Consider the following 15,862-nt stretch of genomic DNA (forward strand, 5'->3'; position numbering starts at 1 on the left):
GCTAAAAAACAAACCATTGGCTAGATAAGGATAATAAAAAAGGAGAAAAGATGACTTCAAAAAGAGAATTAGTACTGAAGGCCTTCAGAGGAGAGCCCGTTGACCGAGTGCCAGTTGGTTTCTGGCATCATTTTACCAACGAGGATGAGTGGCTGGTAGGTTTTGGAAATCAGGCCATTATTGAGAAAAATCTGGCTGGCCATCAAGCTTTTCTGGCAGAAGTCGAGCCAGACTTTATCAAGCTGATGAGTGATGGTTATTTTGCCTATCCTAATGAACGCTTGAAAAAAGTCCAATCTATAAAAGACTTAGCAGATATTGAGCCGCTAGGTGCTGACCACCCTTGGATTAGTGAGCAAGTGGAACTGGTTCAGAAGATTAGGGCTGGATTTACAGAAGACTTGGTCGCTATTTACAATATTTTTGCGCCAGTGACCTACTTCAAATGGTTGATCGGTAAGGTTGCTGGTGGAGATGATATCATTGCAGATTTCTTGGTGGAGGATGCGGTGCTCACGAAGCGGGTGCTGGATGTGATTGCTCAAGATATTGCAGCTCTGACGGAGCGGATTATCAAGGAAGCTGGTGCGGATGGAATCTACCTCAGCGTTCAGAGCATTCAGGATGCGCGGGTGTCGGCTGAAGACTATAAGGCTTTTATTGCTCCTAGTGAATTGGCGGTGCTGGAAGCAGCCAATGCGGCTGGCGGAGTGAATATCCTGCACATTTGCGGTTACGAAGGCGCGCGAAATGATGTTCATCTTTTTACTGACTATCCAGCTCAGGTCATCAACTGGGCAGTGGGGCCAGAAGGCATCAGCCTAGCGGAGGGCCGGAAATTGTTTGGCGGTCGTACTGTCTTGGGTGGCTTTGAAAATGGCAAGGAAGGCCTGCTCTACACGGGCAGTCAAGCAGTTATTCAAGACGAGACCAAGCGGCTGATAGCAGAGGCTGGCAAGGTAGCTTTGATTATCGGGGCTGACTGTACTATTCCAAGCGATATTGAAGCAGAGCGGATTCAGTGGGTTCGCCAAGCAGCAAGTTTAGCATAAGAAGGAGGCGAAAGAATGAGCAAGAAAAAATGGATTATTGGTGGAGCAGCAGTGATTGCTATTGTAGTGGCGACTTATTTGGGGCGAACCTTGACAGGTGCTTCATCTAGCAAGACGAGCAGCTCTGCATCAGGCAGTGGCAAGGTCACGACATTGAAAGTGGCACATACACAGAACTATGTTCCTTATGACTTTGTGGACGAAAAAGGCGAGTCAGATGGCTATGAAGTTGCTGTTCTCAAGGCCATTGATGAAAAGCTGCCAGACTATCAGTTTGAATATACTGGTACCAGTGATGAAGATCTTTTAGTCGGTTTGGAATCTGGGAAATATGATATTGGAACCAAGGGAGCATGGTACACTGAAGAGCGGGCGAAGAAGTTCATCATTCCAGAAAGCCCAATCGGCGCTAGCATTATCGGTTTCACTATCCGCAAGGAAGACGCTGAAAAATACAAGACCATTGATGATTTTGCCAAGGAAAAGGGCAAGTTGGTACCGATTTCTCCGCAGAATGCTCAATGGGCGGTTATCGAAGAGTATAATCAGAAGCATAGCGGTGCTCCTATTGATTTGACTGCAGCAGAGTCCTTCAAGGTAGCTGATGCTTATGCTTGGGTTCTGGAAGGGCGCTACGATGCTTTCTTTGACATCAAGCTGTCTTTTGAAAAAGCTGTGACAGATAAAGAAGGTTCTTACCATCAGTATGCGGATCAACTGACTTGGTTCCCTTACAAGGGGATTCCGACCTATCCCCTGCTGCATAAAAACGAAAAGAATGAAGAATTTGCCAAGGCATACGAGAAGGCAATTAAGGAACTGGAAAAAGACGGAACCTTGGCTAAACTATCTGAAAAGTATTTCGGAGAGGATGTCTTCTCTTATGTGGACAAGGATTAGTTGCTGCTGTCTGCTGATTATGGAAAATCAAAAGGCTGACTGAGAAGCTGGCTGAAAATAGAGTTGGTGGCTTCTAAGCTGACCTTGCTGCTGTTTGAAGGAATTTTCAAAGAGGATAGCTAGGCGAGAGCATGGTTGCTCCAAGCTGAAAGTGTCCGTCCAAGAGAAGCTTATTCTATCTAATCACTGTCGAAGGAGAAGAAAATTATGGTCTCGTATGACTTGTCCCGTGTCTTTGGCCTGCTGCCTAGTCTGCTGCAGGCTCTGCCGACCACTTTATGGATTATGTTTGTGACAGCTTTGATTGGCTCCTTGCTGGGTGGTCTATTGGCTTGGGCTCAGATTTCTGAGGAGCAGTCTTTTGCTGGCCTAGCTAGAGGATATATATTTATCCTTAGATGTACACCGCCTATTGTCTTACTTTTCTTGGTTTTTTATGGCATTCCAGAGTTTTTAGAATGGTGGCTGGGGCTGGATATCAATAATTGGTCGCGGACTGTTTTTGTCATCATCACCATGATTCTGCTCTTTGCGGCCATGATTGCGGAAGTCTTCAAGGCAGCTTATCTTGCTGTTCCCAAGGGGCAGACTGAGGCAGGTCTCAGTATTGGCTTGACACCGGCGCAGACTTTTCTGCGCATCGTCCTGCCACAGGCGTTTCGCATCGCCCTGCCCAATCTGACTACTGCCCTTCTTAATCTCATGAGGGATGCTGCGCTGGCTTATACGATTGGGGCAGTGGATGTCATGGGAGCAGGGCAAAATCTTATCAGTCGTAATCTGGGCAATTATTCCCTAGAAACCTATACAGCGGTGGCCTTGATTTACTGGGGGATTGCCCTAGTGGTTTCGCTGGCTTCCCAGCTTCTGGAAAAAAGTCTGACAGTCAAGGAGAGGTAAAGCATGGATTTGAATTATATTGTAAACACCTTTCTGGTTACTTTGAAAGGCATACCAGTAACCCTGATCATTATGGTGGTGGCTATTCTGCTCAGCTTTATTCCGGCTCTGCTTCTAGCTCTGGGACAGATTTATAAAGTTCGGGGTGTTCGGACTTTTTCAGTGGTTTATCTGGCCTTTATTCGGGCGACGCCTCCCATTTTGCTCATTCTCTTTTTCTACAGTCTTTTTCCTAGCTTATTGAATCAAATTTTTAAAAGTCTGGGCAGTCAGGTAGACGTCTTTAAGTTCAATCCGCTTTACTATGCTTTCATCATCTATAGCCTGATGACGACAGGCAGTTTATCGGAAATTCTGCGCTCTGCCATTTTGACGGTGGATAAAGGACAGTTAGAAGCGGCTCAAGCGATTGGTTTAACGAATTTTCAAGCCTATCGGAGAATTGTTTTTCCTCAGGCATTGCGCTCTGCCCTGCCCAATCTGGCCAATCTAGTTATCAATCTAGTCAAGGGAACCTCGCTGGTATTTGTCATGACAGTCAAGGATATCACAGCCCTGGCTAAGATAGAAGCCTCCCATTCTTACCAATATTCAGAGTCTTATCTGGTGATTTTTGTTATTTATCTCATTATTTGTGGCTTGATTCAGTGGATTTTTAGGGGCTTGGAAAAACGCTACGCTCTTGCTTAGGAAGGAAAGATTATGTTAGAAGTAAAACATATCTCCAAACGATTTGGAGAGCACCAGGTGCTGGCAGATGTCAGTCTCAAGGTCAATCAAGGTGACGTTGTGGTTATTCTGGGACCCTCAGGCTCTGGGAAAACAACATTTCTGCGCTGTCTGAATCACTTAGAAAAAGCGGATAGCGGCCAGCTGACTTTGTCTGGTAAGGACTATGATTTGGCTAAACTCAGCAAAAAGGAGATTTTGGAAATTCGTAGAAAGACAGCCTTTGTCTTCCAGCATTATAATCTCTTTGCCAATAAAACTGCCCTTGAAAATATCTTAGAGGGCTTAGTGATCGCTCGTAAGATACCGAGGGAAGAAGCGCTTAAGATTGCGGAAGAGTCCTTGAAGCGCGTGGGACTCTTGGCCTACAAGGACTACTATCCTTCGCAGCTATCAGGCGGCCAGCAGCAGCGGATAGGGATTGCCCGTGCCATTGCTGTTAAGCCAGATGTCATTCTGCTGGATGAACCAACTTCGGCTCTAGATCCGGAACTGGTCGGCGAAGTCCTCAGTGTCATGAAGCAGTTGGCTCAGGAGGGAGTGACCATGGTCGTTGTGACCCACGAGATGAGCTTTGCCCGTGATGTGGCCAACCATGTCATATTTATGGACGGAGGTCACATCATCGAAGAAAACCCTCCTCAGGAATTCTTCAGCAGTCCAAAGGAAGAGCGGACCCAACAGTTTCTGTCCCGCATTCTGTCCGATGCCAGCTATAGTGTAGAGTATATGATTTAAAAATCTGGATTATGTCCAGATTTTTATTATAAAAAAGCGTCTTTATAGGAACGAAAAGGACCTAAACGATAACTTCGATTACAACTGTAAATTTATTTTAAAAAATTATGTAAAATCTATTGACAAATAAATTCTGTCATGATAAAATTACAACTGTAAACAAAAAAGTTTACGTAAATTTAATTAGAAGGTATGAATACAGCCGGAAGGCAATTATTTTTGGGAGGATTGAAAATTATGTAAAATCATCTTCTTCTGAAAGAGATCAAATCACTCATAAAAATAGAGACTGAATCAGTCTTGATTTTTGAAAAGAGAATAAGTTATGTAAAATAATAGATTGCAGAAGATCTCCCAAATCAAAATTTATAGTGGATAAGGAAGAGATTTCTTATCTGAAACTTTGGTAAAATCAAAAATTATGTAAAGCAAAATATGAAAAAAGCGAGGTAATGCTATGAACAACAACTACAACAATTTTAACAATATGGACGACCTTTTCAACCAACTCATGGGGCGCATGGGCGGCTACAACAGCGAACACCGGCGCTACTTGATTAATGGTAGAGAGGTCACACCGGAAGAGTTTGCTCAGTACCGGGCTACTGGCAAGCTCCCCGGTCAAGGAGCAGGTGAGCAGACTAGCCAGACTGCTGCTCATGGACCTAAGCAAGATGGTATCCTAGCTAAGCTAGGTCGCAATCTGACTCAGGAAGCGCGTGACGGTAAGTTAGATCCAGTCATTGGGCGTAATAAGGAAATCCAAGAAACAGCTGAAATCCTTTCCCGCCGGACTAAGAACAATCCGGTTCTGGTCGGAGATGCCGGAGTTGGTAAGACAGCTGTCGTAGAAGGATTGGCTCAGGCTATCGTCAATGGTGATGTGCCAGCGGCTATCAAGAACAAGGAAATTATTTCTGTTGATATTTCCGGTCTGGAAGCTGGTACCCAGTATCGTGGTAGCTTTGAAGAAAATATCCAAAACTTGGTCAATGAAGTCAAGGAAGCAGGCAACATTATCCTCTTCTTTGACGAAATCCACCAAATCCTAGGAGCAGGCTCTACTGGCGGAGACAGCGGGTCCAAGGGCTTGGCAGATATTCTCAAACCGGCGCTTTCTCGTGGTGAGCTGACCGTTATCGGGGCTACTACTCAGGACGAGTATCGCAATACTATCCTTAAAAATGCAGCTTTGGCTCGTCGTTTCAACGAAGTCAAGGTCAACGCACCGTCTGCCGAGGATACCTATCAGATTCTTCGAGGCATTCGGGACCTGTATGAAAAGCACCACAATGTCATCCTGCCAGATGAAGTGCTGAAAGCGGCTGTGGACTACTCTGTCCAGTATATTCCACAACGGAGCCTGCCAGACAAGGCGATTGACCTGGTCGACGTGACTGCTGCCCACTTGGCAGCCCAGCATCCAGTGACTGACGTTCATGCGGTTGAAAATGAGATTGCTGAACAGAAAGACAAGCAGGAAGCAGCTGTTGAAAAAGAAGACTATGAAGCAGCTCTGAATGCCAAGACTCGCATTGAAGAGCTGGAAAAGAAAATTCAAAATCACACTGAGGATATGAAGGTGACAGCTACAGTCAATGACGTAGCAGAGTCTGTTGAACGGATGACGGGTGTGCCGGTATCTCAAATGGGTGCCAGCGACATTGAGCGCCTCAAGGGCATGAATGACCGTCTCAAAGCTAAAGTTATCGGCCAAGATAAGGCTGTAGAAGCCGTGGCTAGAGCTATCCGCCGTAACCGTGCAGGATTTGATGAAGGTAACCGTCCAATCGGAAGCTTCCTCTTTGTTGGTCCGACTGGCGTCGGAAAGACTGAGCTTGCTAAGCAACTAGCTCTAGATATATTCGGTACTAAAGAGGCCATTATCCGTCTGGATATGTCTGAATACTCTGACCGGACTGCTGTTTCCAAGCTGATTGGTACGACTGCAGGCTATGTCGGATATGATGACAACAATAACACCCTGACCGAGCGTGTGCGCCGCAATCCTTACTCTATCATTCTCTTGGATGAGATTGAAAAGGCGGATCCACAAGTGATTACCCTTCTCCTTCAAGTTCTGGATGACGGTCGTTTGACAGATGGTCAAGGGAATACAGTCAACTTCAAGAATACGGTTATTATTGCGACTTCCAATGCTGGATTTGGCTACGAAGCAGGCTTGGAAGAGGATGCTGAAAAGCCTGATCTGATGGATCGACTCAAAGCTTACTTCCGTCCAGAATTCCTCAATCGTTTCAACGCGGTTATTGAGTTCTCTCATCTCAAGAAAGAAGATTTGATGGAGATTGTGAATCTCATGCTGATCGAAGTAAATCAAACCTTGAGCAAGAAAGAAATTGATCTGACTGTATCTGATGCAGCTAAGGAATTCCTGCGCGACGCTGGTTATGACCAAGTCATGGGTGTTCGTCCGCTCCGTCGTGTCATCGAGCAGCAAATTCGTGACAAGGTGACTGACTTCCACTTGGATAATCTAGATGCTAAGCACTTGACAGCCGATTTAGAAGATGGTGTCTTGGTTATCAAGGAAAAGGGTTCTTCCGCATCTGAAGAAGACAAGCAGGCAGAATAAAACTTACTAAGTCAACTAACTTTTCAAAGACCTCCTTCTTAGATGAAGGCAGGTCTTTTTTGTTAAGTAGTAATTCCAAATAACTATCCTTTCTGAAAATAAATTAGTATTTATCCCAAAATATCAACTAAATTCTCCTTGATATCACTTAAAAGAAATGTTTCTATTAGGTATATAAAAAGAAAAACATTGAAACCTGATGCTGAAGAAAAGCCAGACTTGCTTAGAAGGTATCGGTAAAATGAAACAAAATTTTGATATTGCCGAAGCAGTCGATGGCTAGAATCAAGCTAGCAACCTAGCTTTTCTGAAACAAGAGATTAAGCTCGCATGCTGTAGGATTTTCAAGGAAAAATTTAGACAATTTGGAGGAAGACAGCAAATGGCAACTTTATAAAGCCAGTATATTAGCCTATCAGGGGATCAACTTTATGCAGAAGGATTTAAAATAAGAGAGATGAATAATTTTTGACGAAAGCAGACTGCTATGAAACAGTAACAACAATTAAGCACAATGTCATTATCTTTGCCATTCTCAGCACCCTGTGTGGCTGGACTGGTTATGTTGTTGATAAAGTAACCGGCCAGGCTCCTTACGAAAGTATCGGAACAGAGATAGGAAGCGGCTCTTTAGGGATGCTGATTTGGCTGCTAACTCCGTTAATCTGTACCATCTTTCTTCGAAGCCTTGGCGGAGACGGCTGTAAAGAGGCAGGTTTTTCCATTAATTTTAAAAATAATAAAACGTTATACCTTGTTAGTTTTTTAGTCTACCTTCTTGTTACGATGATAGTGAGATTCTTGGGACTGGTGGCACAAGGCATCAGAGTGACAGATGTGAAGGTTGAGCTCATGGTCTATCTTGGAATCTTGCTCACACAGATAGGGGCTCAATTCATAAAAAATATTTTTGAAGAATCCGTTTGGAGGGCATATCTTACCAATCAATTAATCAAATTAAAATTATCTGACTTAAAACTATATCTACTTGTTGGATTTATCTGGTGGATTTGGCATCTGCCTTACATTATGGAGTTTCTGTCTGAGAGAGAAATCCAAAATACCTTGCCGGTTGGAAGTCTTACATTCCTCCTTATCGGGCGGGATGATAATTGTTGTATGCTGGACGGTCATGTACACAGAGATTTTTAGACTTACTAAGTCTGTCTGGCCGCTGGTAATTATGCATACTATGGAAGATGCGGTTATAAATCCTTTACGATTACTAGGCTTTGTCTCGGTAGAAAAAAATCAGGCTTTCCTCTTCTCGCTTTCAGTGGTGATGATTCCGACTATTCTTTATTTAACAGTTAGTCTAGCTATACGAAAATGGAGAAAAAACAGGAGTATGGAAAGGCGAGCTAACAGAGTAACAAAAGATGATAATGTTGATTTATTTTTCTATTTAATAGAGGTAAAAGGCTATCAAAAGTCTGTAAAAATGGAAAAAGTTGACATTTCAATGAGTTATGTTCTAATTTTTTTGTACATTTTCAAGTTTTTATATATGTAAATGTCAGAAAAAAGTGTATAATGGATTAGTAAATTAAATTTTAGGAGAGGATTTAATTATGAAAAAGTTGGATATTACAACCATGCCCGACTATAGGAAAGTCGAGGCTGTTGTTCAGTTGTTAGTTAATGGAACCTTAACTAGTTATCGAATTGCGACGGATGCAAACATCAGCAAGATGAGTATCCTGACCTTAACTAAAGGGACCAGCAAAATTAAGAACATTACTTATCAAACTGCGATGGCCTTAATTAATTGGTATGAAGAAAACCATGAAAAATACGGCATCACCATTCATCAAAAGGCCGCAGGATAGTCTAAAACTATGATGTAGCTCAACCCTAACCCAGCTAACCATTGGATAGCTGGGTTTTTCTATGCCTCTTAATGAGACAAGCCGTGGGCGCAGTCGAATTTAGAGGCATTGATGCAGACTGAGCGCAAGCGAAGTCTACGTTCCGCTAATTTCTTAGCGATTGCCGGCTCGCAGAGTCAAGCAGAGCTTAGAGGCATTGATGCAGTTTGAACGTTAGCGAAAACTACGTTCCTCAAAAACTTAATGAGACGAGCCATAGGTGCCGTCGAATTTAGGAGCAGCCATGCTCACTTTCTTACTTTTTTCTGTCCTTAGGGGCAGATTTTTTTGACAGTCCAAGAGTGAACAGTCGCCTGTGTAATTCTTGGTCTTTTTGTTACCGCTTTCACGATTTATAATAAATCTATAAGAATAAGAAAAATAAAAAATAAAGGGGAGTTACCATGAATATCCTTCTTAATATTCTAAATTGGTTCTCGCAGAACATTCTGCAAAATCCAGCTTTCTTCGTCGGCCTTTTGGTGCTAATCGGTTATGCACTGCTTAAGAAACCTGCCCACGATGTGTTTGCCGGCTTCATTAAAGCAACGGTCGGCTATTTGATTCTTAATGCCGGAGCAGCCGGTCTGGTGAATACTTTCCGACCAATTCTGGCAGCCCTGAACTTTAAGTTCAAAATTGGGGCTGCAGTCATTGATCCTTACTTTGGATTGACAGCGGCGAATACAAAGATTGCGGAAGAATTCCCAAACTTTGTCGGAACAGCTACAACAGCTCTCTTGATTGGGTTTGGCTTCAACATCCTACTAGTAGCTTTCCGTAAGGTCACTAAGATTCGGACTCTCTTCATCACTGGTCACATCATGGTTCAGCAGGCTGCTACTGTATCACTGATGGTGCTCTTGCTGGTACCGCAGCTGCGCAATAGCTGGGGAACCTTGGCTATCGGCCTCATCTGTGGTCTCTACTGGGCTGTCAGTTCCAATATGACTGTCGAAGCTACTCAGCGTTTGACTGGAGGTGGTGGTTTCGCCATCGGTCACCAGCAGCAATTTGCCATCTGGTTCGTTGATAAGGTTGCGCCTTTCTTTGGTAAAAAAGAAGAAAATCTGGACAATCTGAAGCTGCCTAAGTTCCTGTCTATCTTCCATGATACTGTCGTTGCTTCTGCAACTTTGATGCTAGTCTTCTTCGGTGCTATCCTCTTAGTCTTGGGACCAGATGTTATGGCCAACAAAGAAGTTATCACAACTGGTACACCATTTGACCCTGCCAAGCAAGACTTCTATATGTATATCATTCAGACAGCCTTTACCTTCTCAGTCTATCTCTTCATCCTCATGCAAGGGGTGCGCATGTTCGTATCTGAGCTGACTAATGCCTTTCAAGGTATTTCAAGCAAGCTCTTGCCAGGTTCCTTCCCAGCGGTGGATGTGGCAGCGTCTTATGGATTTGGCTCACCAAATGCCGTTCTTTCCGGCTTTGCCTTTGGTTTGGTTGGTCAACTGATTACCATTGTACTATTGATTGTTTTCAAAAATCCAATCCTGATTATCACTGGTTTCGTTCCTGTCTTCTTTGACAATGCAGCGATTGCAGTCTATGCCGACAAGCGTGGTGGTTGGAAAGCAGCCCTTGTCCTATCATTTATTTCAGGTGTGCTGCAGGTAGCCCTTGGTGCTCTCTGTGTGGCTCTGCTAGGCTTGGCTTCTTACGGCGGATATCACGGTAATATCGATTTTGAAATTCCATGGTTAGGCTTTGGCTACATCTTCAAATATCTGGGTATTATCGGTTACGCTCTGGTTTGCTTCTTCTTCTTACTCATTCCTCAGCTGCAATTCGCTAGAGCGAAGGATAAGGAAGCCTACTATCAAGGTCAGGTACAGGCAGAAGATTAATATAAAATAAGATTTCGGAGGAAACTAAAATGGTTAAAGTATTAACAGCATGCGGAAATGGCATGGGATCATCTATGGTGATTAAAATGAAAGTGGAAAATGCACTTCGTAATTTGGGACAAACAGACTTTACGGTCAATTCTTGCAGTGTCGGAGAAGCTAAAAGTTTAGCTTCGGGCTACGATATTGTCATTGCTTCTCTGCATTTAATCAATGAATTGGAAGGCCGAACCAATGGAAAATTAATCGGCTTGGACAACCTGATGGATGATAAGGAAATCACTGAAAAATTAAGTCAGGTATTGTAAGAATTTCTATCTATGAAGATGGGTTCTCAGTTAGGGTGGGGTGGTTAGGCTGCCCCACCTTCCTATATTATCTATTGTGAGATTGAGCAGGGGCTAAAATTTTGGAAGGTATTGAAGATGCCCCTTGTATCCAATGAAAGGAAGAGAAATGAATTTAAAACAAGCATTGACAGACAACAAGTCTATTCGTTTGGGTCTTTCAGCCGAGACTTGGCAGGAAGCAGTCAAGCTATCAGTAGAGCCCTTGATTGAGAGCGGAGCTGTTCAGCCTCAGTACTACGATGCCATCGTCGAGTCGACAGAAGAATATGGACCCTATTACATTCTCATGCCGGGCATGGCGATGCCTCATGCCAGACCAGAAGCAGGGGTTAATCGCGACGCCTTCTCCCTGATTACACTGACAGAACCAGTCACTTTTTCAGATGGTAAGGAGGTCAGTGTTCTGCTTTCTTTGGCGGCTACCAGCTCCAAGATTCATACCAGCGTAGCCATTCCGCAGATTATTGCACTTTTTGAGCTGGAAAATTCCATTGAGCGGATTAAGACTTGCAAGAGTGACGAAGAAGTGCTGGCTCTGATAGAGGAATCAAAGGACAGTCCTTACTTGCAGGGCTTGGATCTGGATTCCTGATGGATGCTCAGAGAGACTAGGATATGATTGAAACTAAGAAGAGAGGTAAAAAGATGTCAAAACAGATTCCAAATTTACAGGTAGCATTGGACCATTCAGATTTGCAGGGAGCCATCAAGGCGGCTGTTTCTGTCGGCCATGAAGTAGATGTCATTGAGGCAGGAACGGTCTGTCTCTTGCAGGTGGGAAGCGAGCTTGTTGAAGTGCTCCGCAGTCTCTTTCCAGAGAAAATCATCGTGGCTGATACCAAGTGTGCGGATGCCGGCGGAACCGTAGCTAAAAACAATGCAGTGCGTGGTGCAGACTGGATGACCTGTATTTGCTCAGCCACCATTCCAACCATGAAGGCAGCCTTGAAAGCTATTCAGGAAGAGCGCGGCCAACGTGGGGAAATTCAGGTTGAACTCTACGGAGACTGGACTTATGAACAGGCTCAGACTTGGCTGGATGCAGGTATTTCTCAGGCTATTTACCACCAATCCCGTGATGCTCTTTTGGCTGGGGAAACTTGGGGAGAAAAGGATCTTAATAAGGTCAAGAAGCTGATTGAAATGGGCTTCCGTGTATCAGTGACAGGCGGTCTGAATATTGATACGCTCAAACTCTTTGAAGGAGTTGATGTCTTCACCTTCATTGCTGGACGCGGTATTACTGAGGCTGAAGATCCGGCTGCTGCTGCGCGGGCCTTTAAAGATGAAATCAAGCGAATTTGGGGGTAAGCCATGGCACGTCCAATTGGAATTTATGAAAAGGCGACACCCAAGCATTTTTCCTGGCCTGAGCGTTTAGCTTTTGCTAAAGAACTAGGCTTTGACTTTGTCGAAATGTCGGTGGATGAGTCGGACGAACGTCTAGCTCGCCTTTCCTGGTCTAAGGAGCAGAGGCTGGAGTTAGTAAAGGCTATTTATGAAAGCGGCGTCCGCATTCCGACCATATGCTTTAGCGGCCATCGCCGCTACCCGCTGGGCTCCAATGATCCAGAACTGGAAGCTAAGTCACTGGAAACTATGAAGCAGTGTATCGAGCTAGCTCAGGACTTGGGAGTACGGGTCATTCAGCTAGCAGGCTACGATGTTTATTATGAGGAGAAATCTCCTGAAACTCGTGCTCGTTTCCTGAAAAATCTCCGCCAGGCTTGTGATTGGGCGGAGCAGGCTCAGGTCATGCTGGCGATTGAGATTATGGATGATCCCTTTATCAACAGCATTGAGAAATATCTGGCTGTCGCGAAAGAAATCAATTCGCCTTATCTCTTTGTCTATCCGGATACAGGCAATGTCTCTGCCTGGCACAATGACCTTTACAGTGAGTTTCTGCTGGGGCATCAAGCTATTGCAGCCCTGCATTTGAAAGATACCTATGCCGTGACCGAGCAGTCCAAAGGCCAGTTTCGAGATGTGCCTTTTGGCAAGGGTTGCGTTGACTGGGAAGAAATGTTTGCTGTCCTCAAGCAGACCAACTATCAGGGGCCATTCCTTATTGAAATGTGGTCTGAAAACTGCGAGACAGTAGAAGAAACCAAAGCAGCCATTCAGGAAGCCAAAGACTTCCTCTATCCACTCATTGAGAAAGCGGGGTTGATGTAATGCTCTTACCAGAATTGAGAAAACGTGTCTATGATGCCAATGTAGCCTTGCCCCAGCACGGTTTGGTCAAATTTACTTGGGGCAATGTCTCTGCAATTGACCGAGAGGTTGGCTACATCGTGATTAAACCTAGCGGAGTCCCTTATGAAAAGCTGTCGCCAGAAAATATGGTAGTTACAGATCTGGACGGCCGGGTTGTAGAAGGAGAGCTCAATCCTTCCTCTGATCTTCCAACCCATGTGGAACTCTATAAGGCCTTCCCTAAGATTGGCGGTGTTGTTCATACGCACTCGACAGAGGCTGTTGGCTGGGCTCAGGCTGGTCGGGATATTCCTTTCTACGGGACGACTCATGCAGACTATTTCTATGGTCCCATTCCAGCAGCTCGTTCTCTGACTGAGGATGAAATCAACCGCGCCTATGAGTTGGAAACAGGCAGTGTGATTATTGAGACCTTCCGCGAGCGTGACATTGATCCAATGGCAGTACCTGGCGTCACCGTGCGCAACCACGGTCCTTTCACTTGGGGTAAGTCGCCGGAAGAAGCAGTCTATCATAGCGTTGTGCTGGAAGAAGTGGCTAAGATGGCGCGCTTTACAGAGCAGATTAATCCACGCGTCAAGCCAGCACCTAAATATCTGATGGACAAGCACTATTTGCGCAAACACGGTCCTAACGCCTATTATGGACAGAGAGGTTAAGCAAAGTTTACTAGAAATGCTTTGCAAGTTGGAGAGACAGATGCTCTCTCCTTTTGTCGTTTGAGCAGTAGGTCGGCTGGGAAGGGATTAGGAGTTGTCGTCACGTCTCGTTCATCATATTGTAATATCCTAATGTTATAATGTCCTGTAAATATTTTTTAAAGGAGGAATCATGATTTTATTGGATAAAACAAGTTGTGAACTCTTGCGCTACCTGATTGGGCTGCAAGAAGCAGCTACTATTATGACTATTTCCCGAGAGCTGGGTCAATCGCGCAGAAAAGTTTATTATCATTTGGAAAAAATCAATGATGCTCTGGCGGACTATGAAGAAGAGATTGTTAGCCAGCCGCGGGTGGGGATTTTACTGACAGAGCAGCAGAAGAATTTGTGCCGAGAGTTGTTGCTTCATGTGGATACCCACAGCTACATCCTGAGTGCAAATGAACGCATGCAGCTCGTATCCCTCTATATCTGTACGGCCAAGGAGCGGGTGACCATCGAAAAGCTGATGGATTTGACAGATGTCTCGCGCAATACCGTGCTTAATGACCTAAACGATATCCGCAATCAACTGACGACAGAGCAGTATTTAGTTAACCTCTATTCTACCAAATCCAGAGGCTATTATCTGGACTGCCATCCTCTCAATAAGATTCAGTACGTACACTCGCTGCTCTATCACATTTTTATTGAGGGCAGCCAAGCTTTCGTAGATGTTTTGGTGAAGAAGTTCAAGGAACTCTTTGATGGAGAAGTGCTCCTATCTCATCAACTGCAGAGCCTTCTCAGTCAGCAAGTTCCCTTAGTAGAGCAGGACTTGGGCAAAAAAATCAACCGCCATGAGATTGCCTTTATGCTGGAAGTGCTGCCTTATCTGCTGCTCAGCTGTCGCAATATGGAGCTGGAAGCGAAAGAAGAAAACAGTATCTCTCAGGAATTTAGTCTCATTCGCAAGCGGATCGAGTATCGGGTGGCCAAGCTCTTGAGTGAGCGCATGGAGCATGAACTAGCTATTCGGCTGAGTGATATTGAAATCTCGCTTCTAGCCGTGCTTTTACTGTCTTATCGTAAGGATAAGGATATTCATGCGACTAGTCAGGATTTTGCCCAACTGCAGGAGGCTCTGGAGGCCTTTCTCTGGCGTTTTGAAGCTTCTTCCTATGAGATTGAGAATAGGGATGACTTGTTGCGTAATCTCCTAACCCACTGTAAGGCCCTGCTCTTTCGCAAGACCTACGGCATTATGTCCAAAAATCCGCTCACGCGTCTCATAAAGTCCAAGTATGCTGATTTATTTACTTTTACAAAATCCTCTGCTGTGATTTTAGAAGAAGCGTGGTTTGTGGCGCTGACAGATGACGATATTGCTTATCTGACTATCCATATCGGAGGCTCTTTGAAAAATAGTCAAGCAGAGCAGCAGGATAATCGACAAATCTATCTGGTCTGTGATGAAGGAGTGGGCCTTTCAAAGCTACTGCTGAAACAATGCCGTTATTACTTGCCTAATGAGCGTTTGGAAGCTGTCTTTACAACCGAGCAGTTCAAAAGTGTCGAAGATGTGCTCACTGCTGATCTGTTAATCACTACCAATGAAGATTTGGAGACAGATCTGCCAGTCATTCAGGTTCATCCGATTTTGGATCATGAGGATATTCTCAATATCAGTCATTTTGTCATGACTCAGAGTCCTGAACAGGCCAACACTTTTAATCATGATTTGGAAAAACTGCTATCATGCTATGTAAAAGATGTCAGCCGCACTCAGGAATTAAAAGAAAAAATTCAAAAATTAGTCCACGAGAAACTGCTGACTAGCTCTGCCGAGGACACAGAAGACTGGATGAAAAATATTAGCTAGGAAATAGTTCCTAGCTTTTTAGCTGGAAAAGGGATATTTTCTTAAAAGTGGGATGAGAGCAAGTCTTGCTTCATAGTCCAGTTTTGAACACAGACCTGTGTTTTATTTGGTCTTTTTTTATCCC

The 15,862-nt window shown here is 44.4% G+C and carries 16 protein-coding genes; all 16 read left to right on the top strand.

All coding sequences use genetic code 11. From position 1 onward, the window contains the following. Positions 1-50 precede the first annotated feature (50 nt). The 16 genes from O3620_RS08530 to O3620_RS08605 all read left to right on the top strand — a co-directional run bounded on the left by O3620_RS08530 (position 51) and on the right by O3620_RS08605 (position 15,738). Positions 51-1,052: a uroporphyrinogen decarboxylase family protein gene (locus O3620_RS08530; RefSeq protein ID WP_002914090.1), complete on the top strand. Its 1,002-nt coding sequence runs from the start codon at positions 51-53 to the stop codon at positions 1,050-1,052. Between the two features lie 15 nt (positions 1,053-1,067). Then, a complete protein-coding gene (locus O3620_RS08535; protein ID WP_002902202.1) occupies positions 1,068-1,952 on the top strand; it encodes a transporter substrate-binding domain-containing protein in 885 nt (294 codons plus the stop codon). Positions 1,953-2,159: 207 nt separating this feature from the next. Continuing rightward, a complete protein-coding gene (locus O3620_RS08540) occupies positions 2,160-2,852 on the top strand; it encodes an amino acid ABC transporter permease (RefSeq protein ID WP_002893846.1) in 693 nt (230 codons plus the stop codon). A gap of 3 nt (positions 2,853-2,855) precedes the next feature. After that, on the top strand, positions 2,856-3,542 hold the full coding sequence (locus O3620_RS08545; RefSeq protein ID WP_002893845.1) for an amino acid ABC transporter permease: 687 nt from the start codon (positions 2,856-2,858) through the stop codon (positions 3,540-3,542). A 12-nt stretch (positions 3,543-3,554) separates the two neighbouring features. Beyond that, positions 3,555-4,319: an amino acid ABC transporter ATP-binding protein gene (locus tag O3620_RS08550; RefSeq protein ID WP_011837550.1), complete on the top strand. Its 765-nt coding sequence runs from the start codon at positions 3,555-3,557 to the stop codon at positions 4,317-4,319. Between the two features lie 457 nt (positions 4,320-4,776). Continuing rightward, a complete protein-coding gene (locus tag O3620_RS08555; RefSeq protein ID WP_002920293.1) occupies positions 4,777-6,915 on the top strand; it encodes an ATP-dependent Clp protease ATP-binding subunit in 2,139 nt (712 codons plus the stop codon). 468 nt (positions 6,916-7,383) lie between these two features. Next, complete coding sequence (locus tag O3620_RS08560; protein ID WP_002920292.1) at positions 7,384-8,067, top strand: type II CAAX prenyl endopeptidase Rce1 family protein; 684 nt, start codon at positions 7,384-7,386, stop codon at positions 8,065-8,067. A gap of 40 nt (positions 8,068-8,107) precedes the next feature. Further along, a complete protein-coding gene (locus tag O3620_RS08565; protein WP_223323636.1) occupies positions 8,108-8,428 on the top strand; it encodes a hypothetical protein in 321 nt (106 codons plus the stop codon). 58 nt (positions 8,429-8,486) lie between these two features. After that, positions 8,487-8,744: a hypothetical protein gene (locus tag O3620_RS08570; protein WP_002893837.1), complete on the top strand. Its 258-nt coding sequence runs from the start codon at positions 8,487-8,489 to the stop codon at positions 8,742-8,744. A gap of 443 nt (positions 8,745-9,187) precedes the next feature. Further along, entirely contained in the window at positions 9,188-10,645 is a 1,458-nt protein-coding gene (locus O3620_RS08575; protein ID WP_002899076.1) for a PTS ascorbate transporter subunit IIC, read from the top strand. Between the two features lie 29 nt (positions 10,646-10,674). Continuing rightward, entirely contained in the window at positions 10,675-10,953 is a 279-nt protein-coding gene (locus O3620_RS08580; RefSeq protein WP_002899074.1) for a PTS sugar transporter subunit IIB, read from the top strand. A gap of 148 nt (positions 10,954-11,101) precedes the next feature. Continuing rightward, positions 11,102-11,587, top strand: coding sequence for a PTS sugar transporter subunit IIA (locus O3620_RS08585; protein ID WP_023916969.1), 486 nt, complete (start codon positions 11,102-11,104; stop codon positions 11,585-11,587). A gap of 53 nt (positions 11,588-11,640) precedes the next feature. Then, positions 11,641-12,306 carry a 3-keto-L-gulonate-6-phosphate decarboxylase UlaD gene (locus O3620_RS08590; RefSeq protein WP_011837547.1) on the top strand — a complete coding sequence of 222 codons (666 nt, stop codon included), beginning with the start codon at positions 11,641-11,643 and terminating at the stop codon, positions 12,304-12,306. 3 nt (positions 12,307-12,309) lie between these two features. Further along, positions 12,310-13,173 carry an L-ribulose-5-phosphate 3-epimerase gene (locus tag O3620_RS08595; protein ID WP_002920289.1) on the top strand — a complete coding sequence of 288 codons (864 nt, stop codon included), beginning with the start codon at positions 12,310-12,312 and terminating at the stop codon, positions 13,171-13,173. After that, a complete protein-coding gene (locus O3620_RS08600) occupies positions 13,173-13,874 on the top strand; it encodes an L-ribulose-5-phosphate 4-epimerase (RefSeq protein WP_002920288.1) in 702 nt (233 codons plus the stop codon). The genes O3620_RS08595 and O3620_RS08600 overlap by 1 nt, the downstream gene beginning before the upstream one ends. A 172-nt stretch (positions 13,875-14,046) precedes the next feature. Beyond that, positions 14,047-15,738: a transcription antiterminator gene (locus tag O3620_RS08605; RefSeq protein ID WP_002920282.1), complete on the top strand. Its 1,692-nt coding sequence runs from the start codon at positions 14,047-14,049 to the stop codon at positions 15,736-15,738. Positions 15,739-15,862 lie beyond the last annotated feature (124 nt).

Origin of the sequence: Streptococcus sp. 27098_8_134 (assembly GCF_041431675.1) — a bacterium.
Lineage (GTDB): Bacteria > Bacillota > Bacilli > Lactobacillales > Streptococcaceae > Streptococcus > Streptococcus sanguinis_R.